This is a genomic window from Portibacter lacus, from assembly GCF_021533215.1.
In the GTDB taxonomy this organism is placed as follows: domain Bacteria; phylum Bacteroidota; class Bacteroidia; order Chitinophagales; family Saprospiraceae; genus Portibacter; species Portibacter lacus.
The window spans coordinates 65,971-89,217 of record NZ_JAJNKA010000010.1; the positions used below are offsets into that span (position 1 = coordinate 65,971).

At 37.1% G+C, this 23,247-nt stretch carries 19 protein-coding genes; 6 read left to right on the plus strand and 13 right to left on the minus strand.

Annotated features, from left to right (window positions below; translation table 11 throughout):
• Nucleotides 1–2: 2 nt before the first annotated feature.
• The 5 genes from L2586_RS16580 to L2586_RS16600 form a co-directional block, all read right to left on the minus strand.
• On the minus strand, nt 3–1,769 hold the full coding sequence (locus L2586_RS16580; protein WP_235294050.1) for an efflux RND transporter periplasmic adaptor subunit: 1,767 nt from the start codon (nt 1,767–1,769) through the stop codon (nt 3–5).
• A gap of 1 nt (nt 1,770) precedes the next feature.
• Nucleotides 1,771–2,982 carry a TolC family protein gene (locus L2586_RS16585; protein WP_235294051.1) on the minus strand — a complete coding sequence of 404 codons (1,212 nt, stop codon included), beginning with the start codon at nt 2,980–2,982 and terminating at the stop codon, nt 1,771–1,773.
• A 4-nt stretch (nt 2,983–2,986) separates the two neighbouring features.
• Complete coding sequence (locus L2586_RS16590) at nt 2,987–6,631, minus strand: efflux RND transporter permease subunit (RefSeq protein WP_235294052.1); 3,645 nt, start codon at nt 6,629–6,631, stop codon at nt 2,987–2,989.
• A 109-nt stretch (nt 6,632–6,740) separates the two neighbouring features.
• Nucleotides 6,741–7,172: an HYC_CC_PP family protein gene (locus tag L2586_RS16595; RefSeq protein ID WP_235294053.1), complete on the minus strand. Its 432-nt coding sequence runs from the start codon at nt 7,170–7,172 to the stop codon at nt 6,741–6,743.
• A 111-nt stretch (nt 7,173–7,283) separates the two neighbouring features.
• Entirely contained in the window at nt 7,284–8,459 is a 1,176-nt protein-coding gene (locus tag L2586_RS16600; RefSeq protein WP_235294054.1) for an ATP-binding protein, read from the minus strand.
• Between the two features lie 228 nt (nt 8,460–8,687).
• Between L2586_RS16600 and L2586_RS16605 the strand changes: the two genes are divergently transcribed.
• From L2586_RS16605 to L2586_RS16615, 3 genes are read left to right on the plus strand one after another with little or no spacing between them, the layout of a single operon-like run.
• The gene (locus tag L2586_RS16605) at nt 8,688–10,688 is read left to right on the plus strand and encodes a TonB-dependent receptor family protein (RefSeq protein WP_235294055.1); all 2,001 of its coding nucleotides are present in this window, start codon (nt 8,688–8,690) and stop codon (nt 10,686–10,688) included.
• A gap of 6 nt (nt 10,689–10,694) precedes the next feature.
• Nucleotides 10,695–11,456, plus strand: coding sequence for a glutamate 5-kinase (gene proB / locus L2586_RS16610; protein WP_235294056.1), 762 nt, complete (start codon nt 10,695–10,697; stop codon nt 11,454–11,456).
• Between the two features lie 6 nt (nt 11,457–11,462).
• Nucleotides 11,463–11,843 (plus strand): hypothetical protein, encoded by a 381-nt coding sequence (locus L2586_RS16615; protein ID WP_235294057.1) that lies wholly within the window; start codon nt 11,463–11,465, stop codon nt 11,841–11,843.
• Between the two features lies 1 nt (nt 11,844).
• Here the strand turns inward: L2586_RS16615 and L2586_RS16620 are convergent, their stop codons facing one another.
• The 8 genes from L2586_RS16620 to L2586_RS16655 form a co-directional block, all read right to left on the minus strand.
• Nucleotides 11,845–12,459 carry a hypothetical protein gene (locus L2586_RS16620; protein ID WP_235294058.1) on the minus strand — a complete coding sequence of 205 codons (615 nt, stop codon included), beginning with the start codon at nt 12,457–12,459 and terminating at the stop codon, nt 11,845–11,847.
• Entirely contained in the window at nt 12,446–12,925 is a 480-nt protein-coding gene (locus L2586_RS16625) for an RNA polymerase sigma factor (protein WP_235294059.1), read from the minus strand. The genes L2586_RS16620 and L2586_RS16625 overlap by 14 nt, the downstream gene beginning before the upstream one ends.
• A 326-nt stretch (nt 12,926–13,251) precedes the next feature.
• Nucleotides 13,252–13,914, minus strand: coding sequence for a hypothetical protein (locus tag L2586_RS16630; RefSeq protein ID WP_235294060.1), 663 nt, complete (start codon nt 13,912–13,914; stop codon nt 13,252–13,254).
• 25 nt (nt 13,915–13,939) lie between these two features.
• Nucleotides 13,940–16,396 carry a DUF5916 domain-containing protein gene (locus L2586_RS16635; RefSeq protein ID WP_235294061.1) on the minus strand — a complete coding sequence of 819 codons (2,457 nt, stop codon included), beginning with the start codon at nt 16,394–16,396 and terminating at the stop codon, nt 13,940–13,942.
• 163 nt (nt 16,397–16,559) lie between these two features.
• Nucleotides 16,560–17,369 (minus strand): DUF4097 family beta strand repeat-containing protein, encoded by an 810-nt coding sequence (locus L2586_RS16640; protein ID WP_235294062.1) that lies wholly within the window; start codon nt 17,367–17,369, stop codon nt 16,560–16,562.
• Between the two features lie 138 nt (nt 17,370–17,507).
• Complete coding sequence (locus L2586_RS16645) at nt 17,508–18,278, minus strand: DUF4097 family beta strand repeat-containing protein (protein WP_235294063.1); 771 nt, start codon at nt 18,276–18,278, stop codon at nt 17,508–17,510.
• 13 nt (nt 18,279–18,291) lie between these two features.
• On the minus strand, nt 18,292–19,044 hold the full coding sequence (locus tag L2586_RS16650) for a HEAT repeat domain-containing protein (protein ID WP_235294064.1): 753 nt from the start codon (nt 19,042–19,044) through the stop codon (nt 18,292–18,294).
• Nucleotides 19,037–19,579 carry an RNA polymerase sigma factor gene (locus L2586_RS16655; RefSeq protein WP_235294065.1) on the minus strand — a complete coding sequence of 181 codons (543 nt, stop codon included), beginning with the start codon at nt 19,577–19,579 and terminating at the stop codon, nt 19,037–19,039. The genes L2586_RS16650 and L2586_RS16655 overlap by 8 nt, the downstream gene beginning before the upstream one ends.
• A 313-nt stretch (nt 19,580–19,892) precedes the next feature.
• Between L2586_RS16655 and L2586_RS16660 the strand changes: the two genes are divergently transcribed.
• The 3 genes from L2586_RS16660 to L2586_RS16670 are packed head-to-tail and all read left to right on the plus strand — an operon-like array spanning nt 19,893 to nt 23,217.
• Complete coding sequence (locus tag L2586_RS16660; RefSeq protein WP_235294066.1) at nt 19,893–21,101, plus strand: Nramp family divalent metal transporter; 1,209 nt, start codon at nt 19,893–19,895, stop codon at nt 21,099–21,101.
• Between the two features lie 14 nt (nt 21,102–21,115).
• A complete protein-coding gene (locus L2586_RS16665; protein WP_348535554.1) occupies nt 21,116–22,132 on the plus strand; it encodes an NAD-dependent epimerase/dehydratase family protein in 1,017 nt (338 codons plus the stop codon).
• 17 nt (nt 22,133–22,149) lie between these two features.
• The gene (locus tag L2586_RS16670; RefSeq protein WP_235294068.1) at nt 22,150–23,217 is read left to right on the plus strand and encodes a dihydrodipicolinate synthase family protein; all 1,068 of its coding nucleotides are present in this window, start codon (nt 22,150–22,152) and stop codon (nt 23,215–23,217) included.
• Nucleotides 23,218–23,247 lie beyond the last annotated feature (30 nt).

The following is a 23,247-nucleotide window of genomic DNA, read 5'->3' on the forward strand; positions in this document are numbered from 1 at the left end:
TGCTATAATTCTAATTTTACAGAACCACACTTCATCATCTTATCTCCGAAATAAGGGTTTCTAATTTCCTTTTCTGCTGACACCCAATCAGCTCCCTTATTATCAGAAACCATCGGACAGTATTGAACATAATAGTGATGATTATGAGTACCAAAAGCCCTTAGTGAATTGATAATCGCGTCAGATAAAAACTTGAATTGACTTCTTTGATCTTCTACATCTTCTGATTCAGAAATCTTTGCTCCATGTGCTTTAATGGCCTTGTTTTGCTCCATCCAATACATATGTGCTTCTCCTTTTACCAAATTCATATCGACATTATTCAAAGATTTCAGAACTGACTCAGCGGCATTCTGAGCATTTTTAGGATCAGTGTCTACGAGGGCATCTTTTAGTGCTATATATGATTGAACGACTTGATCCAATTGGTCTTTAAATTCTTCAGAAGTTTCATTAACAAAAGAAGGAGCTAGATCAGACTGAGCCGTTTTCTTGATGGAAACATTCTGGTTCATCATACTCGCGTTGTTATTCAACTGTGCAGCGGCATCTACTGCGAAAGCTCCATTGGTGACAATCTCTTCTCCGATTTCTAGTCCAGCATTGATGAAGGTCATTCCTCCAGATTGGCCACTGACTTCTACAGATCGGTACTGAAAGCTAGGAACTTCCGTGTCTTGCATTTTAACATAAACGACTGATTTCGCGCCTGTCCATAATACTGCGGAACTGGGCACGCTGAGCGGACCATCGCTTTCATTCGATTTATTGTTGATTTTAATTTTTCCTTTCAGTAACATGCCAGGCTTGAGTTTTCCTCCTTTGCTTGTAATTTCAGCTCTAATCGTAGCAGTCCTTGTCGTAGGATTTAACAGCGGATCGATGTAGGTGATTTTGGCATTGAAATCCATATTGGAAACGGAAGGAGTTGTAAAATTGACCACTTGTCCTTTGCGAACATTTTCCAGATCGGATTCGAAGACATTAAAGATTAACCACAAACTTCCTGTTTGACCAATCGTATAAAGAACTTGACCTTGCTTAAGGTAATCTCCTTGGGACACTTTTTTCGAGAGCACATACCCACTATGATCGGCATAAATATCGATGGTTTCTATAGGTTGGCCACTGCTCAGAATAGAAGCAATTTGAGCATCTGAAATTTTCCAATTTTTCAGTTTTTGTATACTTGCCTCCTTTAATCCAGCAACCTTCTTATCGTAATCTGCAGCAGTAATCAATTCTTGAGACGCTGCTATTAAGTCCGTAGAATATAAGCTAGCAATTTTCTGTCCCGCCTTCACATATTCACCTTCAAAATTGATCAACATAGATTCTATCCTTCCAGGCAAGTGAGCAGTCTGAGTATTAATGGACCGCTGATCTATTTCTATGGTACCATCTACATTAATTTCACCGCCATTGTGCTCTCCATGAGCCGTTTCGCTTCCCACAATGGTCGTCTGTATTTGAGCTAGTTTTGCAGATGCTTTACTCATTTTCAGAATGGTTGGATCGTCACTTCCCAGTGAATTGTCCAAGGGTATCAAATCCATTTCACAAATAGGACATAATCCTGGTTCATTCTGGCGGATCTGTGGGTGCATAGAACATGTCCATATTTCTTCACCATCTCCTGTTTCAGTTTTATTAGAATGAGTGGAGTGATCATGCACTGTTTCTGCAGGACTTGGTTGGAGCAACCATCCGATGAGGATTCCGGCTATGAGCATTAAACCTCCGATGATATATATTTTATAGTTATTCATTTTATAAGAATTTTTTTAATGATGATATGGCTAATTCCTTTTGGTAGCCTGCTTTCACAATTTCGATCTCATAATCAATCAGATCCATTTCTAATCGCAATAACTCTTCGAATCTTGTGCCTTCTGCAGCATACTCTGTTCGCATTAAATCGATTGTTTCTTTAGTAATTTTTATTAAATCTTGATATTTGACTTCTGACATTTCTGCGTATTGGATTTCAGAAAAAGCTGCTCTAACTTCTGCAGAATATCGTTCTTGAAAGTTCTGAATCGAAGCATCTATTGCCTCTTGTTTGATGATTTCTTCTTGTCTTTTGGCATGGAATCGACTGGTGTTTAGCGGAATAGAAATGGAACCCATAGGCATGAAAACATCCCGACCATTATTGGGAATATCTACATCTGTTCTTTTACTGATCCATCCATACTCGAATCCTACACTGAGTTTCGGTTTTGCTTCTAAGTAAGTTAGCTCAATTGCTTTCTTAGAGGCCATTTTCATATGGTCTAGTGTCTTATATTGCGGATGATTTTTCATAGCAAATGCTAGATAAGCCTCACTTTCAGAAAGTGTTCTTTCAGGTTTTTTTAGGTCAATGTTAGAGAAAGGTGATCGACCTAGTAAACTGTTAATCATGATTTTAGGCGATTCCATTTGTTTGTTAATCAATTCTAAGTCAGCATTAATATTGATCCGAGTTCTTTCTATCAATAGAACATTGCTGAGCTTTCCTTTACCGGATCTGACAGCTGATTTTGCTAACGTTTCAATGACGTCAAGAACTTCAATTTTCTTAATAATGGTTTCTCTTTTTTGAGTTAGGAAACTAAGCATATTGTATGCTTTTCGAATATTATATGCTAGTTCTATGGCTTGGACATCTTTCACATTGGACAAGGTTTCTGCTTGTGCATTGGCGAGTTCACTTCTTCCATTCAATACGCCTTTCCAAGGAATAGACTGACTTGCTCCAATTTTAAATTGCTGACTCCCTAATCTCGTTTGGATAGGCAATACACCTATTCCAAGATTAGCCATCGGATCTGGCCAATCATCTACCTGATCTGCAACTTCTAATGCTGCCTTGTAATTAAGATCTATGGACTGTAGACCAGGATTGCGCTGAATAGCTATTTCTATAAGCTCTTCGACAGCTTGTCCATTTACGTTTTGACTAAGAAGGATAATTAACCCAAAAATTAATTTTTTCATTTCTTTAGTTTTTATTTCTTTTAATCGTGATCTCCTTCCACATACTGAATAAAATAGGAACGGTAAACATGGTAATGACTTGTAAGGTCATTCCACCAAATGATGGAATAGCCATCGGTAACATGATATCCGAACCTCTTCCTGTACTGGTGAGGACTGGCAGCAATGCTAGGATGGTTGTGGCTGTAGTCATCATTGCCGGCCTTACCCTTCGTAGTCCGCCTTCTACAACGGCATCTCGAATTTCAGCTGTCGTTTTTGGCTCGTTTCGGGCAAAACTATCTTTCAGGAAAGTAGCGACTAACACACCGTCATCCGTGGCAATGCCGAACAAGGCGAGAAATCCTACCCAGACGGCGACACTGAGGTTAATCGTGTGGATCTGAAATAAGTCCCGCATATGCGTTCCGAAAAAATCAAAGTTCATAAACCATGATGTGTCATACAATCCGATCATGATGAATCCACCAGCGAAGGCAACAAAAACTCCTGAAAAAACCATCACGGAAATTGCGACTGACTTAAACTGTAAGTATAGAATCACGAAAATAAGTATCAGTGCGATCGGAACGACAACGCCTAATCTTTTATTCGCTCTTACTTGTTGCTCATAATTTCCGGCAAAGTTAAAGTTGATTCCAGCAGGGAGTTCCATATCCGCTAATGCTGCTTTTGCATTATTTACAACATCTACTTCTGCATATCCCTCCTCTTTATCAAATAGTACGTACCCTAGCAGAAATCCATCTTCACTTTTGATCGCTTGAGGTCCTTGTTCATATTTAATCTCTATTAATTCTCCTAATGCGACCTGACCAAAACCCTTTGTTTCTATGTAAATGTTGTTTATCGCCTCGATGCTTGACCTATAATCTAATGGATATCGTAATCTGATCGGGTAGCGCTCTCGTCCTTCCACCGTAGTAGTCATGGTCATTCCACCGATTGTCGCTTGAATTTGTTGTTGGACATCTTCTATTTTTAAGCCATATCGACCGATGACTTGTCGCTTGATATCGATCATTAAGTAGGGTTTTCCCACGATCCGTTCAGCAAAAACAGCAGCATCTTTTACGCCTTCTACTTCCTTAAGTTTCTGCTCTAGTTCTAAGCCAACTTGCTCGATGACTTTTAAATCTTGCCCTTTGACTTTAATGCCCATAGGTGCACGCATGCCTGTCTGAAGCATAATCAGTCTTGTTTCAATAGGCTGTAATTTAGGAGCAGAAGTCACACCTGGAAGTTTTGAAACACTGATGATTTCATCCCAAATATCATCTGGAGACTGGATATGGTCTCTCCATTGACGGAAATACCGCCCCTTATCATCAGGAATGAGTTCGCCATCCTCATCGAGTATGTAATCACCATCCTTAAATGTAAACCTTAATTTATGTCCAGCGGCATCTGTCTTATATTCGGATTTGTAACTGATCATATTTTCATACATAGAAAGAGGTGCAGGATCTAAAGGACTATTAATTCGACCTGCTTTTCCAACCACCATATCTACCTCAGGAATAGCAGTAACTGCCATGTCTAATAATCGAAGGTTTTTAATGTTCTCACTGATCCCACTATGCGGCATTGCGGTAGGCATGAGTAAGAAAGAACCTTCATTAAGAGATGGCATAAATTCTTGGCCTGTGGAATTGAAAACTTGGAAACCACTGTAAATAATGAAACCTACCAAAAGCAGAAAAAGGATTTTTACCTTCAATAAGAACCTGAGAATGTTTTCATAAAAGTGTATGATCAACCAGAAGAAACCAAGTAAAACAGAGATGATTAAAATGACAAAAAAACTATTCGTGAACAGCGATTTCGTAACTCCAAGTGGCATCCATGCTTTGGTTAGAAAAATAGCAATGAACAAAGCATATATAACGTTCGAAAGTATTTTATATAGTTTGCTACCAGATGGGTAATATTCATCTACGATCCATTGCAACAACGATACACCACTTATCAATGTAATAACTAAAATGAACGGAGCAGTAAAAAACAGATAAGCAATAAGAGAACCGATAAAAGCTGCTAAACTAACAACTAAACTTATTTTTTTCCGATCAACTTTAATGCTGAACAAGGCATGTGCCAATGGAGGAATAAAACACAAAGCAACGATTACCGCCGCTATCAAGGCAAAAGTTTTCGTATAGGCTAATGGTCTAAATAGTTTTCCTTCAGCAGCTTCCATTGCGAAAACAGGTAGGAAACTTATCACTGTGGTTGCTACAGCCGTTAATACCGCTGATCCAACTTCTATTGCTGCTTCGTACACAGTAGTGATGAGCGGTTCATTTCCTCCTTCTTTGTCCTTTCGATCGAGTATGCTTTCTGTAAGTACAATGCCCATGTCGACCATGGTGCCTATGGCAATGGCTATTCCAGATAAAGCCACAATATTGGCATCTACACCAAAATATTTCATGGCAATAAAGCACATTAATACTGCAATTGGCAGGGATCCAGCAACGAGTAAGGATGATTTGAGATTGAAGAGTAGTAAAATGACAACGATGATTGTAATGAGGATTTCTAGGGTCAATGCTTCTTCTAGCGTTCCTATCGTTTCATTTATCAACTGAGTCCGATCATAAAAAGGCACAACAGTTACTTGGGAGATAGTGCCATCAGCAAGTGTTTTGGAGGCTAAGCCAGGTCCAAGTTCACTAATCTTATCTTTCACATTGTTGATGACCTCCAGTGGATTTGCTCCATATCTTGCGACTACAACACCTCCGACTGCTTCCGCTCCAGCTTTATCTAAAATTCCTCTTCTAGGGGCAGGTCCTAAATAAACTTTAGCGATATCCTTGATACTGATTGCGGTTCCGCCTATTGATTTGATAACACTATTTTCAATATCTTCTATTGATTTGACATAACCCAGCCCCCGCACGAAATACTCTGCTTGGTTGATCTCGATAGTTTGTGCACCTACATCCAGATTACTACCTTTCAAAGCACCCATCACTTCTGATAAAGTGATGTTTTTAGACTTCATGCTTATAGGATCCACATCGACGCGATACTCTTTCACATAACCACCGATGGACGCCACTTCTGCAACACCTTCCGCGGCAAGTAAGCCATATTTAACATAGAAGTCTTGAACCGAACGCAATTCTTGAGGATCCCAACCGCCCGTTGGGTTTCCATCTTTATCTTGACCTTCTAAGGTATACCAGAATATCTGACCGAGCGCTGTTGCGTCTGGTCCGAGGGTAGGGGAGACATTTTCAGGCAGCAGGTTAGCTGGAAGTGAATTTAGTTTTTCTAGGATTCGACTCCGACTCCAGTAGAATTCAACATCTTCATCAAAAATTAAATAAATGCTGGAAAATCCAAACATGGAATTACTTCTCACACTTTTCACGCCTGGAATTCCAAGAAGCGAAGAGGTAAGTGGATAAGTGATCTGATCCTCTACATCTTGAGGAGACCGCCCCATCCATTCTGTAAATACAATTTGCTGGTTTTCACCAATATCTGGAATGGCGTCTACTGTAACAGGATCTCTTGGTAACCATTGAACACCAAAATCAAATGGAGCAGTAACAATTCCCCAGCCAACTAATAGAATCAGCAGAAGCCAAGTGATCAGTGTGTTATTAAGGAAGAACTTAATTATAAAATTTATCATAAATCAATTTCAAAATTTGAAACATAAGCTGTAGCATAGACAAAAGCCTAAAAACAGCAGAAGCCCATAAAGACGTTAGTCAATACAGGAAAAATTGAAAATGATTAAATCAAATTAAGAATTGTTGGAATTGTATGTGAAGTCCGGATGTGGGTAACGGAGGACTTTCTTTAATAGTAGGTAGATAATCTGTTGTTGGGATTGTCGAAAACAGAAGTACATAAACATATGCAACGATGAATTGTAGGTTTTGATCTGACAATGATTGAGTTTGAAATCCAATTTTATCATTATCAAGACCTTCTACCACAACCGTCTTATTATTACAGCAGTCTTTATCTTCTTGCTCGATGGTCATGTCTTTGTGCATCGGGCAAACTTTCTTAGCCATTTCATGACAAGACTTAGATTTTCCGAAAATAGCTATGCTTTTCAGTTGATCTTGGCAATAGTGCATATCAATAGAGTATCCGACTGATGAAAATAACATCAGGATAGCCATTGTAATAGCGATGGATTTATATGCTCTAGTTTTTACCACGTTGCAAAGTTAACGGAATTTCTTAAAATAAAGTTGCATAATTTGTGCCACATGTTGACGAATTCTGAGGTGGAACGAAATTCTTTTAAAATTTTAGAGATCTAGACCCATTCAATACAGTAATCCAAACATCCAAAGCGGAATTTTATTTTCATATCCGTACTCAATGTCATCTGCAGCAATAAAGCTATTTTCTAATTTTTTTAGTTGCTTATTAGATTTGTTTTTATCTCCGATTTCAAAGTGGAAGCATTCATCAACAATAAAATCAACTTCTTTCGAAGCGGTCACATCGTGTAAGGTTTTCACTTGATTAAGAAAAAATGTTTCCCTAGCATTTCCGATGTTAGAAGAGTTACGAGCAATTGCAAAGGTAAGGTTAGGATTGTCAAGGTAAATTTTTTCAGGCTTTGTAAGAATCCCATCACCATGTATATTTTCAGATAGCATTTTAATCAATTTCGCTTCTTCCATATAACTTAAGTAAGTCAGTATAGTTGCTCTGGAGACTTCTATGTCTCTAGAAAGTTTGGATATGTTAGGTTTAAAAGGAACAGACTTACTTACCACATATAATAGTTTCTTAAGTTTAAAAACATGACTAGATTCTATGTTCTTTATATAAGGCAAATCCGTTTCTAAAGTAAGATTGATGATAGACAATAATTTACTCGCATAAGAGATTTTGCTTTCCAGATAGAATGGAAAATACCCAGTTTTTAAATATTCTTCAAAGTACTTAAGCGGTTTCAAATCTTTTACAAGAAACTTTGCGATTTCTTCGTGATGATCAAATATATCTGAAAGGTTCAGTGGGTTAATATAGCGACCAGTTTCTAATTGGATATATTCTCTAAAAGATAAACCTTTCATGTTATAGATAACGGCGCGTCTGCTTAAGTCCGCATCACCACCGTGAATATGAAGTATCGAAGAGCCACTGAATACTACATTTAGATCACTGTATCGATCGTAGATATTTTTTAACTCTCTAGACCAGTTTGGATATTTATGAACTTCATCTATGTATAAATGTTTTCCTCCTTTTCTGACAAATTCTGCAGCTACTTCTAATAAACTATTATGAGTGAAATAAAGATCATCCAGCGTTACATATAAAACATTTTCAAGTTTAGACACTCTTTCAAGCAGAAAGGTCGTCTTTCCAACTCCTCTAGGCCCTGCTAAAGCAATTAACCTGTCATTCCAGTCGATGCCAATGAACCTCGAAATTCTTACGTTTAAGTTTTTAATCAGTTCGTTATGTAATAAATATAAAGATTCCATTCTGGTAAATTGTTATATGAAGATAACAAAATTATATTAAAATTGTAATCTGTGAATAACAAAAATCATTATAAATTGTTATTTATAGATTACATTATGGTAACTGAATTGCAATCTTAGTATTGCATTAATAGATATATATGGTATGCTGTTCTTGAATATTTATTGCTGTAAATTAAGTATTATACACTTTAAAAGTCAGATTATTACCTTACTTTCACATCACTAATGAAACACACATTTACAATAATATTAATTCTGGTAACCACTATAATTCAGTCACAAAGCGAATTATTATTAGATTCCATTGAGCAGGTTACCATTTCAGCAAGCAGGATAGACATTGACCTTCTAAAAGCTCCTAGTTCTGCTCATAAAATAAACATCGAGTCCGCTAGAATTGCAGCGACATTAACAAGTCTTAATGAAGTGTTGAATGAAATTCCGGGGACTTTTGCGATGAATCAATACAATTCTGCACAAGATCTGAGGATTAGCATCAGAGGTTTCGGTGCAAGAGCGGCTTTCGGAATAAGAGGAGTGAAATTAATTGCTAATGGGATTCCGCTTTCTACACCTGATGGTCAAGGACAAGTGGACAACGTGTATGTCGGAAGTGTTAAATCGATCGAAATATTAAATGGTGCATCATCAGCATTGTATGGAAATGCATCAGGTGGTGTCGTTTCTCTGAATACATTTTCTGAGTCTGAAAATTCTTATCAAAAATTAAATGCTTCACTTGGTTCTTATGGGTTTTATAACCTGGCGTATGACGCACACCAACAACTGAACGCTGTAACGATCGATAACCAGATTTCATACGTAAGTAGCAACGGCTACAGAGCATTTTCGGAATCGAAGAACTTAATATATAATGGTCGGCTTAAGAAAAAATTCTCTGATCGGCAGCAAATCACATTTTTGCTGAATGGCTTGTATAGTCCAGAAGGACAAGATCCTGGTGGGATCAACTTAGAAAGTGTAGCAGAGGATAGAAGGCAAGCACGCGACCAGAATGAGACCTTTGATGCTGGTGAGGAATTAACTCAAATAGGGACAAGTCTCCAGTATGAAGCTAAGGTAACTTCTAACGACCAAGTAAAGATCACTGGTTTTTATTCAAGAAGAGATTTTGAAAATAGACTTCCCTTTGAGTTTGGAGGACAAGTTGCACTGCTCAGAAATTACGGAGGACTAAACTTAAATTATGCCAAGGAGTTTGGTAGTGATAAATTTCAAAATTCAATTGTAACGGGCGTTGAGTTCGAGTACCAGAATGATTTAAGAATAAGATATCTAAATCTGGATGGTGAAAGAGGTGCTGAAACATTGAATCAAAATGAAAAATATCAAAGTACTTCTGCCTTCATTACGGGGCAAAGTATTTATGGCAAAGTATTATTCAATGCTGGTTTGCGTTATGATCTGAATCGAATTAGTTTAACTGACCATTTTGAAGCAGATGGAAAAGATGACGGAACACTTAATCTACCTAGCTTAAGTCCATCTTTGTCATGGTCCTATGAACTTGTGAATCATCAATTTCTAAGTGCCTCCTTTTCCTATGGATTTGAGACACCTGCGTTGAGTGAATTGACCTCTAGACCTGATAACATAGGTGGATTAAATGAGGCATTGAAACCTCAGCAATCCTATAATTATGAATTAGGTTATAAGGCTAGATTTTCAGATCGCTTTAGCTTATTTGCCAGTCTGTTCACGGTGAATTCAATAGATGAACTTTTACCTTATGAATTAGAGGCTTATCCAGGGAGGACGTTTTACGAAAATGCAGGAAGGACAAGTCGGCAAGGTGTCGAGCTAAATGTCAGTGCGAAATTAGCACAATATTTCTCCCTGTCGACAGCATTTACTTACTCTAATTTCAAATTTGTAGATGAATCCGAAAATGTACTACCTGGAATTCCACTTGTAAATTTTTTCTTGAATCTAAAATTTGATAATGGCCCATTAAGTGTGAGTATGCAACACAGATATATTTCAGATATTTACGCTGATACGGCTAATGAAACGCTTGTGGATGGCTATTTAATGGGGAATCTCTCGTTTGCTTATCAAATTAAAAACTTCCAGCCCTACCTTGGGATCAACAACATTTACAATGTTGATTATTTCGATAATATTAGGTTAAATGCTTTCGGAAGTAGATATTATGAAGCTGGGCCGCCTCGAAATTTTTATATTGGAGTTAAATTTGATTTTTAGGTAATCATGGCAAAGAAGAAGGTAATATTAAAGTTGGGAACGGCAACATTGACCAAGAACACTGAATTTATTTCAAGAGGGAAAATAGAGGAGATTGCCAGGGAGATCCATGCATTAAGGAAGACGCATTCTTTCATTATTGTTAGTTCAGGAGCAATCGCAGTAGCTAAGCAGTTTGTGAATTTGGCAGGGAAGCAAAGTATCGAAGTGAAACAAGCACTTGCCTCGATAGGCCAGCCACACTTGATGAGAATATTCTTAGAAGTATTTAGTGACATGGGGCTTTTTTGTTCTCAATGTTTGATTTCTTACCATGATTTCGAGCATGCCGATTGCAGACAGAATATCAAACAAACGATAGATGTACTAGTAGAAAATGGATATATTCCGATCATAAATGAAAATGACACGGTTGCAACGCAGGAGATTCAGTTTGGAGATAATGATAAATTAGCTGGAAAAACTGCTGCATTGCTAGGAGTAGATCTATTAATGATTGCGACGAATACAGAAGGGATTTACAAGAATTTTGACGATGTATCGGCGCTGGAAACCATAAGAGAAATTTTAGAGATTGATGATGTGCTGGCGTCCGTTTCGGAAGTTAAATCTGAACAAGGATCAGGAGGGATGAGCAGTAAAATCGAAGCAGCTAGAATTGCTCAAGATGCTGGAGTAGAGACTTGGTTGGTGAATGGCCACGAGGAAGGTTTTATCGCAAAAGCAGTAAATGGAAGTAGCACCTTTTCTAAAATATTTGCAAAATAGAAGTAAATGAAGACAACGACGAAATTATTATTAGCTCTATTTTGTATTACCTTCTTAACTTCTTGCGCAAAGTTAGGTGGGAATTGTGGTCCTTCTGAATTCTTAGGAACATGGAAAGGAACAGCCACCTGCTCTCAAGGTGAAGAACAGGCGACTGTAACTATATTTCAAAATTCTGATGGTACTTTCTTAACCCGATACTCAGGAATTGTACTTCCTACAACTTTAGAAAGTTGTTCAGTTTCAGGAAGTGGTGCATCTGGATTTGGTGATTTGAAAACGAATTATTCTATAAATGGTGACTTGGAGGATGAGGTTTTATCAGTTACCATTGTTACGTCGGGTGTGAAGAATAAAACTTGTACGGTAGATCTGATCAAAGAGTAAATTATCCTACCATTTCCATTTCTTTTATGTTGTCTTCAAGTTTATTGATGAAGCTTCCATAAGCAATCTTGTTCATCTTGTCGCCAAAAAATTTAACAAGTGGCACAAGAATAATAATAGATACAATTGCTATAGTAAGGGTTTTAGGTTCGCCATAAATAGACAGAAGTGTTTCTCCCTCTATTAAGCCAGGCACTGCGATTGCACCAAGTAACATCAAAGGTACAGTTGGGTACATAATATTGCCTTCGAATTTTAAAGCCCCATTAATCAATTTGTAGTTATTTTTCATCACATCTAAGGTTGATAATTCTTTTTTCTCAGATCCCATTTTCAGGTAATATGTTCTAAGACCAAAATAGGCTAGGCCGTACAATAAAGCTGCTGCTCCGAAAATAAGGACGACCGGTAAGTTGTCAAATTGCCATAAAGCTAGACCAGTAAAGCATCCTGTGAAAAATAGGACCCACATCATCTTGTACTTTAATCTAGTTTTCAAAATTTCCATTGTGCCTGTTGATTTTTGATAAATTGCTTCCATAATATCTTCTTTATTTATTGGTGAATGATTAAATTTTTCCTTTTCAATGATTTTCCATTGCTCAAATATGTCCATTGTTAGCTTTTTTTAGTTGATCAATGATTGTTGCTTTCAGTCTGTGAATTTTCACATTAATATGATTGCTAGTCATCCCTGTAATTTCAGCGATTTCTTGGTTTTTATAGCCGTCTAAATGAAGCGTCATTAGCATTCTATCTACTTCATTGAGTTGCTTTATTAGAAAGTATAGCATTTCATAATCTTCCTTTGATTCACTACTGGTAGTTGTTATAGGAGTTTCTGAAACCAACTTTCGTTTATCTTCCTTTTTTCTGAAGGTCAATGCTGTATTAAGGCTTACTTTGTAGAGCCACGTGCTGAATGTCGAGTCTTCCTTAAAGTTTGCATATGACTTCCAAGATTGGAGCAGAATTTCCTGGTGCATATCTTTACGATCTTCATCATTGTCGACATATAATCCAATTACTTTGTGGATGATGCCCTCATGTTTTTGAATAAGTGATATGTACTGTTCTTCCAATTTATTTTTTGTCTTTATACACGATGTTAGTATAAGTAAGTTGGAAAAAATTACAGAGCGGTCAATATTTTTTTAAATTTTTTTTGAAGCTCATGAAAACAACTGCTATTCTTAATGTTAGCGCTTTCCGCGATGACATCAATTTCTGGTCTTAATCTGTCACTATTCGGATATGAGTGCAGGAAGCGATAAGGTGAAAGATTTAACAATTGACACATTATATGAGTTCTTGATGTTAGTGCTTTCCGCGATGACATCAATTATTGTATGCTACGACTAGACGAAAAGCATTCATAACATCGCTTAAAGCGCTGTCATGAAGTCGATTACTTAAAAGACTTTTGCAGCGTGGTTTTTTCTCCGTAGATTTTAATATTATCGATCATTCCCGTATCATCGAATGATCCGAACCCAATGCTCCCTGCTGGAAAATGCAAATCCGTTGTTTCCATTATGGGCTTATTCATGTCGTTAAAGTAAATTTTAATACTTCCATTTTCTACGACTCGTTCAATTTTCACCTTATTCCATGAGTTGCCCCAAGTAACACCTTCCGTAGTAAAAGTTCCAATCTTACGTCGAGCTTCGTCATTTACCAAGAATATGTTGTGGGCATGATCATCTGCAACAGAAGCGATATGGACATAGTAGAAATTTGTAGGATCATTTATCCCGAAAAATAAACACATATCCCGGTGACCATATTCCTTGCCAGTCTGTTTTAAGTCTACTTTCATCGTGAAATCGCCTACTATTAAATCATCAATAATAGCAATGTTAAATGGTGAACGAAATGGTGGCTTATAATCACTTTTTCCATAAAGTTCGAGTGCTCCATCTGTTATTCTCCACGCATTGGCATCCGTGAAAATAAATCCAGAGGTTTCAGAACTTGCAAAATCATTTTCGTAAACGAGTGGTAGGTCCTGAGCATTAGTCAAACATTGACCTAAAAATAAAAATAGAGCTATGAGATTAAGATTCTTCATAGCTCTAAAATAAGACAAATTATGTTTACAATCTATTAAATACCTGAGACGCTTGTTGGTAATCTAAGTAATACACCAATCTCACGGAAATACTATTGTTTTCTGGGAAATTCTTAAGACTGCTCACATCATCAAAGTAAGTGCGTTCTGCATAGTCAAATGCTTTATCATTTACCACACCTGAAATGTTGTTTTTCCAATTGATAATCAGATCACTTCCTGGTGCAAATCTCCATCTATAGTTAAGATCTAGATTGAATAATCCAAAACTGAAATCATTGAATTCATTGTAATCCGTATCGCCCAAACTACCATCTTCTTCTAGTAAATTGAAACCCTTGTAATTTACTTTCGACCAATAGTGTCTGATCCGCAAGTCAAGATTCATTTTATCTGTAAAATTGTATGAAGCCGAAAAACTATTCGTAACAGTCGTTCTGTTTCTTCTACCGAAAATGATGTCATCGTCTTGCATGGTTACGAATCTTGGATGTCTTCTGCCAAAATCATATTCTGCTTCAAATTCAAACTCCAATTTGTCATTCACCTGCCACTCAGGATTTAGCACTAAGTATATTCCATCTCTATCTTTTTCATGGTAGTTCTGGTAACTTACGATACCACTTAATCTTAGTTTTTTCCGATCATCACTTCCCACATAGACACCTACATTCGCCCAGCTATTTTCTTTATAAACTCTTCCCCATACCCTCGGCTCGAAGAAGTCATTGCTTTTAGGCTCGAAATTAGACCAGAGATTATATTCGATGTTCTTTTTCGTCTGCATCCAAAAGCCGGTATTGAAATGCATGCTAGCATATTCACCTGGATTAATAATGCTGTTATAGGAATAGTTCACCCAGAAATTACCTCTATTAAAGATGCCGAAAGTATCAAATTCACTATAAACCATGTGAAATTCAGTTTCTCGAATATTACTGTATTGCTGAAAGCCAAGGTCATTAGGATCGAATTTCTCACCGACTTGCTCGAAATCAATTCCATATCTTAGATTACCGCTGATTTTGTGAATTCCTGCTTCGTACTTAGCACCATATTCGTTATCATTTTCTGCGAAGTATTTTTGAGAAACCGCACCCTCTCCCCAGAAACTCCAAGCCTGCTTTTTATCCTTAAAGTTGAATTGGCTACCGGTTACATTTGCATCATAATAGCTGTTTCCGAATCTGGTTACATTAGTATTGACAAGAGAAACTGTAGAGTTGTTCTTAAGATTCTGGTCTAGAACAAAGACATTATAGTTCGTTAGTGGAGCGGATTGCAATCTTCTCTCCGTTCCTGTTTCTGCATTGTGGGCAATGGCATAAGAAGCATGAGACAAACCATTAAAGACTCCGATTCCTAATCCACCATCTGTTCTTCCAGAAATCTTCGTTGCATTCAATAGCTTCGATTTTTGTGGATTATCGAGCAAAGTCTCTCCAGGATTTACCTGATTTTCTACATCATACATTCCGATCGGAGAGCCACCGACTCTTCTACTATAGAACAAGTCTCCTTTGCTAAAGAGTTCTGTCCCTTCTGTGAAAAACTGTCTTTGCTCATCGAATTGTAGTTCGAAAGGGGATAAGTTTAGCACTTGATCATCAGATTGTACTTGACCGAAATCAGGAATTAAAGTCATATCAAGCGTGAATGCATCATTGATTCCGTATTTTAAGTCCATCCCTCCATTATAGGAATAGCCAGTGCTCGTACTTGAATTATTAGCTGCAGTTTGTTGAACAGCATAAACACTGACATATGGAGAGATCGAAAGTCTCAATGGAGGTTTGATATCCGTAATTCCGACTGTTGTTCCCATTTGTGATAACCATACGCCTTCGCTAGGATCGATCGGAAACCATGCAGATTTATCTTGCGTTTTATTATCCTTTCTAATGAAATTTATTTTCCAGTTCTGCACCTGCGCTTTTGGAAATCGAATCGCTGAATATGGAATTCTGATTTCAGCATACCAACCTTTATCTGTAAGATTTACATTCGAAGTCCATACGCCATCCCAGTTTGAATCTTCCCCATTATCTGAAATTTTTGCATCGAACTGCACACCTGATGCGCCCACTATAAATTCTAATGCATCCTGAGCATTTCCGTAAGTATCGATGATGAGTCCGAACCAATCTGTATTTCCGAGTTGGTCTCTCTGGCTTAATTGTACGCTGATGTCTTCTCTGCTCTTTTCGAATAGATAAGCACCGATATATATGGCATTATCATCGAAAAGAAGCTTTACTTCAGATTGGTCTTCAGGAGCTTTGCCGAATGTCGGTTGGAAATTAGTGAAACCAGTAACGGATTTTGCATTTGCCCAGCCTGCTTCTTCTAGTTTTCCGTCAATTTTTATATCTGAATCGATTCGAAATCCTTCTACATTATAATTATAATCAGTCGTTTCTTGCGATGCTAAATTTAAATTTAGAAATAGCAATGCCAATAGCACTAGCGTACCCTGTTTCATAATCTGAAAATTTTGTGTTTGGTAAAGGCGATTAACCTTTCGTTAGAATTTTTTGTACCGTATTCAATTGAAATCTTTTTTTAGTTGTTTTTCGATTTGATTTCAATCGGCTACAATGTAAAGACTGAAACAAAAATAAAAAGTTGCAGTTTTTTTAAGATTTCTATAACTTTTTTGTTTTTCGCAAATAAATATTGCTGTAGGTGGCATTCAACGAGATGGCTCCTTGCCCTTTGTTCAGCGACGTAGAAATGTCTTGACCAAAGTTGCATTCATCACCTTTTTCTTTGAACTCTGGTTTGATATCCATATCCGTAAATATTTCTCCATAGCTAGTTTTCATTCTTAAGTCCGCATTCACTGAGGTAGGAATCGTAAGATCCACTTCGCTATAGGTGCTACTAACTTCCATTTTGGGTGCTTGCGGTGGATTGTTTAGGATTACATCGACAGAACCATAAGTACTATGAAGCTTCATATCTTCCCAGTAATCGGAAGTCTTCACATTTCCATAAGTACTTGAGATCATCAAATCAATCGATTCGGGTACTTTGACTATAAATTTAGCATCTACATCATATCCATTATAAATCTTGTCTATACCTTCATCAGCGTCAATATTTTCTATCGATATATTCTTTCCTTCTTTGTAAATTTTAGATCCATCATTCATAACGATGGTTAATCTTTTTACGGCATCATCGAAATTGGCTTCCGCTAAGATCTTTATTGTGTTGCCTACTTTTTTTGATTGGAAATCGAAGTGCTTAACGCCATCTTTTCCATTAACCGTGACGATTCCATCTATGATTATTTCGGAACCTTTATATTTTTCTACCGAGATATCTCCATATTGAAATTCAAGGGAAACAGCGGAGTTATTACCTACTGGATATGTTTTAGAAATGGAATTTTGGGCTAGTAAAAAACAAGGCGCGGCCAATGCAATAACTATTGCGAGTAATTTTTTCATCTTAATTTTTTTGTGATTGGAAAATAAGGTAGAATGAGGTCAAGTTCGTTGAGTAGATTACGAAAAAATTGACCTAGAAAATAGACTTGTAGCATGCAGACCTACAAGTTCATTTACTTGCAAGTCTGCATACTGATATTATTTCTTTCTTAGGTAAATGTTTTCATATCCAGATTTCAAGATTAGATCTACTCCGCCATTGTTGACGGTGCCTTCTATTTTTTTATCTGTCAATGATCTCATCCCATCTGTTGTTTCCACCTTGATGTCAAAGTCAGTATAGATTTGCCCATAAGGCGTTCTTAAATTTAACCTCGCTTTACTGGTAGAAGGAATTGCTGCATCTACAAAACCGTAAACTGAATTCAGTGATACAGAACTGTTTTGGTTCAAGGATGCAAACTTAGCTTCGATGTCACCATACACCGTTTTAATCGACATCGGTCCTGTTACATCTTCCAGATTAATATTGGTATAATTGGTAGAAACGACGATTTCTTTGTTTACATTTTTGATTCTTAGATGATCTGAATCATAAGTTGAGTGAGAATAATCAATGCCCATGGACTTAGGGATTTTTATCGTATAACCTTCGTTATCCCGGCACATACATTGACCAATCTGAATAGCTTTTAAGTTTTCGCCATCTTTTGATACAGAAAGTCCGATATCCGTGTTGTCTTCTAAACCTAAAGAATTAATTGGTTTCAATCCAGCAGCTCTCTCAGATTCTTTATGATCCTTTTTGGAATTGATCGAGAAGATAACTTCACTACCATCGTAGGCTTCTATTTTAACATCATCTACGCCTTCTAGGATTAGCTTGCCTCCATTATGGGCCACTTTGTATTCTTGTGCTCCTGCTATAAGTGCTACACACATGATGATCGTTGTCAATAAATATTTCATTTTTATTACTTTTTTAGATTTTTTCAATTTTAATTAGACCCATATGGGCTTCATCTTTTATAAATTTTGCTACATCATTAGCATTCGTAATGTGTTGCAAAGGATCAATAGCTTTTTCAACTTTCTGTTCTGAAAGCGTATTGATTAAGGCAATGAGAACGAATGGGTCTTTTTCCTGAGAAAGTTGCTTTACAAAAGCTGTTCTTACGATTTCTTCTTTTGCGAAATTGTCTAAAGCTTCTACTGCTGCAAGTCTAACATTCGGACTTTCATCATTTTTCATTGATTTAATTAATGTTTTTAGTACTTCATTTTCTGGGCTTTTAAACTGGTGGCTTACTTGAAGCGCTTCTATTCTACCAGAGACTGATTCAGAGTTCATATTTCGTTTCATCTCCGAGACCAATTCAGCATTATGGCTGTCTATTTTGCTTATAAAACTGCGTTGTGTCCAATTCTGACCTACTAGAATTCCTATTACTAAGATTGCTGCTACTGCGGCAACATTCCTTATATTTCGGAAGGTCAATGTTTTAGTCTTCCTTGAATTTTTGATTTCGGTTTCAAGTAGATGGTCGAAATTTGATTTTAAAGTAATGGAAGGTTTTTCAAGTTTGATCTGGTCTACTTCATTGTACATTAATTGGTAAGTAGCAAACTCCTCCTTTAAAACAGGATCTTTTTTTAGCTCTTGTTCAAATTTTATAGATTCTTCGAAGGACATCTGGCCTTCTAGGTAATCAATTATTTTATTCTCCTTATTCATCTATATTAATTTTAAAAAAGACTTCTTTTAAATTTTTCATGGTCCGGTGAATTTTTGCTTTGATGGCACCCTCAGAGCAATTAAACACCGTTGCAACTTCAGCGTATTTCATTTTTTCAAACCGTGTCATCCAGATCAGTTGTTGTTCGTCCTGATTCAATTGAGCCATAGCAATTTTCAATCTTTCAGAATGAATTTCTTCTGTGGTCAATGTCTCATCAGGAATGTCCGCAATACTTAATACTTTGTCATTACCTGGAAGATCAAATCTTTTTTTCCTGTAGATATCCATGTGAACATTTCTTGCAATTGCATAAATCCAGGCGGCGAAATTTTTCTTTTCCGTGTAGTTTTCTCGGTATTTTATAATGCGCTCAAAAACATTCTGAGTTAAATCCTCACTTTGACCTTTGTCACGAGTTTGTTGAAAAAAGAAATTGTACAATCTGACATTATACCGATCGAATAGAATAGAAATACATTTCAGTTCACCAGCTTTCGCTTTTTGCATCAATTCTTCGTCTGTATAGTTCAAAAGGTCTTTCTTTCTGTCGTTCGTATTAGATACTTTGTAAGTTGAGAAAAGTTACGGGAATGTGAAAATATATTTTTTCGAGGAGGATTTTTTTTCTAGATCACAAACGTAGCTAGGATATTGAGGATACATTAGTATTTAGATTTCTAGATGATATAGGTATAATTGTTCAGAGGGTTTAGAGAAAGATGTAATGGTTTATATCAAGAGTACATTAAAGGTTATTTTGTTTTTAATGTTACTTTTAGGTAATGATGAAAATTACCTTAGCTCATGAGGTTGTAATCAGAAGTAATAAGTGAGTATGACTTAAATGACAGATAGAAAGAAGAAAAATATTCTAAGCCTAATCGGGCCTGGTTTTATAACAGCAGCATTAGTGCTGGGTCCTGGTAGTCTGGCAATCAGTTCTAAAATTGGAGCTAATTATGAATTCAGACTAGTTTGGGTAGTGCCTATATGTGTTGTTTTCATGGCAGCTTTCACCATCGTTTCTACTCGAATTGGATTAAGCTCTAAGCAAACACTGATAGAACTGATCCGTGAAAAATATGGGAATATTATCTGCATCATTATTGGCGTTGGTTTATTTATTGTTGCAGCTTCATTTCAGGCAGGTAACTCGATAGGGGCAGGAATGGTGTTCAGTGAAATGTTAAATGGTTCGCCAGTGCCGTGGGTCATTGCTTTTTCTTTGCTTGCGATCATTTTGCTCTTTTTTAAATCCTTTTTCAAGATTCTAGAGAAGATAATGATTGGCATGGTGGTTTTAATGCTGGTTTCATTTGTACTGACGCTCATCATTTCTAAGCCAGATATTTCCCTTATCGTTCAGCAATTTACTTTTGGGTTGCCAAGTGGTTCAGAGTTTTTAGCGCTAGCATTGGTGGCTTCTAGTTTTTCAATTGCAGGTGCTTTCTATCAATCTTACCTCGTTCAAGAAAAAGGATGGGATAAGGGAGAATCCAAGTCACATGAAAGAGAAGCTTTGTCCGGAGTGTTTGTTTTGGGTGTCATAACAGCAACTGTTATGTTAGTTGCAGCAGCCGTGCTTTATCCTCAAGGAATTCAGGTTAATTCTGCTACAGAAATGGGCAAAACATTAGAACCTATTTACGGAAGTTATGCAACGGTAATATTTATGTTGGGTTTGTTTGCAGCTTCTTTTTCTTCCTTAATTGGGAACGCAACTCTGGGAGGAGTTCTTCTTTCTGATGCGCTAAATATTGGTAGAAAGTTGGAGTCACAGAAAGTGCGTTACGTGATCATGTCCGTCATTTTGATCGGTGCAGCAGTTGCGATTATTTTTGGAAGTTTGCCGATAGAGCTTATTATTATGGCACAAGGTTTTACCATCATTGTTGTTCCTGTAATCGGCTTCATGATTTTTATGATTGCACGAGATAGAGCTGCCAAGAAACTTTTTAAATTAAGTGCACCATTGAATATTATTATGATTTTAGGCTTGGCTATGTTGGTACTTTTAGCGGGGGCAAATACCTATAATCTATTTATTAAATAAACAAGTAATCTATGATCGCAACCATAGCCGAATTAGAGGAAGAACTCTCTAGACCTTCGCAACGATTAATAGCAGATATCCATAAAATAGAAGGTGATATCATGATTTTAGGATTAGGAGGAAAGATGGGGCCTACCTTGGCTAAGCTGGCGAAAAGAGCCATCGATGCTGCTGGAAGTACTCAAAAAGTAATAGGCGCTTCTCGATTTTCAAATCAGAAGCTGTATCAAGAATTAACAGATTTCGGAATTGAATGTATCAAGGTAGACTTATTAGATGATGAAGCATTGATGAAGCTTCCAAAGGTGGAAAATGTTATCTATATGGCGGGTAACAAATTTGGCACTTCAGGAAACGAACATTATACTTGGGTGATGAACGCTTACCTTCCGGGTAGAGTTTCGACGCGATATAAAGAATCAAAAATTGTTGTTTTTTCTACGGGTAATGTATATCCGTTTGTGGCTATTGAAAGTGGGGGAGCAACAGAAGAAGTAAAACCTTCACCCATTGGAGAATATGCTCAATCTTGCTTAGGTCGAGAGCGCGTATTTGAACATTTTTCAGTTAAAAACGGAACAGAAATGCTTTTGTACCGATTAAATTATGCACTTGATCTTCGCTACGGTGTTTTGTTAGAAGTTGCAAAAGCAGTGATGGAACAGAAGCCGATTAACTTAAGTATGGGTTATGCCAATGTCATCTGGCAAGGCGATGCTAATGAATATGCGATACGTTCCCTTTTACATTGTGAATCACCAGCCAAAAAATTAAACGTGACTGGGCCGGAAACCATATCGATACAATGGTTAGCAGAGGAATTTGGCAAATTGCTTAAGGTAGAACCCATTTACGAAGATGAGCCTGCGGAAACAGCTTTACTGAATAACGCTAGTGAAGCTTATGGTTTGTTTGGGAAACCTACAACTTCCTTGCAAGATATGATTAAGTGGACTGCTAATTGGGTGAAAATAGAAGGTGAACAATTGGGCAAACCAACGCATTTCCAAGAGCGAAAAGGAGATTTTTAATTTTAATTAGTTGAAAAATGAAGACTTTAGACCCTGTATTAAAAAAACTACTGCATCAAGGTTGTGTAATTCCAGCCCATCCACTGGCATTGACAGCAGATCGTGAATTAGATGAAAAAAGCCAAAGATTACTGACCAGGTATTATATGGCATCAGGGGCAGGAGGTATTGCAATCGGTGTACATACTACTCAATTTCAAATACGAGATCCAAAAATTAACCTCTATAAAAAGGTGTTACAACTGGCAGCGGAGGAAATAACAAAAGCTAATTTAGATCGTCCATTTATAAAAGTAGCGGGTGTAAGTGGTGATACAGCGCAAGCGATGAAAGAGGCTGAAATCTGTGCAGAACTAGGTTATGATATTGTTTTGGTGAGTACCAATGGCTTAGGTGATTGGTCAGAAGAGGCACTATTAGAGCGCACAAGAAAGATTAGTGAAGTCATGCCAATATTTGGTTTTTATTTGCAACCTGCAGTGGGTGGTCGGGTGTTGAGTTATGATTTTTGGAAGTCCTTTTCAGAGATTAAAAATGTGCAAGCAATAAAAATGGCACCGTTTAATCGCTACCAAACTTTAGAAGTGGTCCGTGCTGTTTGTGCTTCGTCACGTTGTGCTGAAATTGCATTATACACTGGGAATGATGATAATATCGTAGCTGATCTTTTGACAACTTATCATATAAATGTAGGTGGGAAAGTCATCAAAAAAGATATTGTAGGAGGATTACTAGGGCACTGGGCGGTGTGGACGAGTAAGGCTGTTGCGTTATTAGCGGAAATCCACACGATCAAAGAATCAGGAACAAGTATTCCCAGAGAAACATTAACCTGGAATATGGAAGTTACAGATTGTAATGCAGCCTTTTTTGATTCGGCCAATAATTTCAAAGGATGTATAGCAGGTATACATGAAGTATTGAGAAGGCAGGGACTTTTAAAAGGAATATGGTGTTTAGATGAAGCGGAAAAATTGTCTATAGGTCAATTTGAAGAGATCACTAGAGTTTATCATGATTATCCACATTTAAATGATGATGATTTTGTTAGAGATAATATCGAGGATTGGATGAAAGGGTTGTAGTAAGATGGGAATTATGTGATCTCTTAACCA

Bases quoted from the DNA above. Each gene is read 5' to 3' on its own strand.
- L2586_RS16615 (WP_235294057.1), top strand. From the start codon at position 11,463: ATGAAGACAACGACGAAATTATTATTAGCTCTATTTTGTATTACCTTC.
- L2586_RS16585 (WP_235294051.1), bottom strand. From the start codon at position 2,982: ATGAAAAAATTAATTTTTGGGTTAATTATCCTTCTTAGTCAAAACGTA.
- L2586_RS16600 (WP_235294054.1), bottom strand. From the start codon at position 8,459: ATGGAATCTTTATATTTATTACATAACGAACTGATTAAAAACTTAAAC.
- L2586_RS16650 (WP_235294064.1), bottom strand. From the start codon at position 19,044: ATGAATAAGGAGAATAAAATAATTGATTACCTAGAAGGCCAGATGTCC.
- L2586_RS16640 (WP_235294062.1), bottom strand. From the start codon at position 17,369: ATGAAAAAATTACTCGCAATAGTTATTGCATTGGCCGCGCCTTGTTTT.
- L2586_RS16620 (WP_235294058.1), bottom strand. From the start codon at position 12,459: ATGGACATATTTGAGCAATGGAAAATCATTGAAAAGGAAAAATTTAAT.
- proB (WP_235294056.1), top strand. From the start codon at position 10,695: ATGGCAAAGAAGAAGGTAATATTAAAGTTGGGAACGGCAACATTGACC.
- L2586_RS16670 (WP_235294068.1), top strand. From the start codon at position 22,150: ATGAAGACTTTAGACCCTGTATTAAAAAAACTACTGCATCAAGGTTGT.
- L2586_RS16590 (WP_235294052.1), bottom strand. From the start codon at position 6,631: ATGATAAATTTTATAATTAAGTTCTTCCTTAATAACACACTGATCACT.
- L2586_RS16660 (WP_235294066.1), top strand. From the start codon at position 19,893: ATGACAGATAGAAAGAAGAAAAATATTCTAAGCCTAATCGGGCCTGGT.
- L2586_RS16645 (WP_235294063.1), bottom strand. From the start codon at position 18,278: ATGAAATATTTATTGACAACGATCATCATGTGTGTAGCACTTATAGCA.
- L2586_RS16580 (WP_235294050.1), bottom strand. From the start codon at position 1,769: ATGAATAACTATAAAATATATATCATCGGAGGTTTAATGCTCATAGCC.
- L2586_RS16605 (WP_235294055.1), top strand. From the start codon at position 8,688: ATGAAACACACATTTACAATAATATTAATTCTGGTAACCACTATAATT.
- L2586_RS16630 (WP_235294060.1), bottom strand. From the start codon at position 13,914: ATGAAGAATCTTAATCTCATAGCTCTATTTTTATTTTTAGGTCAATGT.
- L2586_RS16635 (WP_235294061.1), bottom strand. From the start codon at position 16,396: ATGAAACAGGGTACGCTAGTGCTATTGGCATTGCTATTTCTAAATTTA.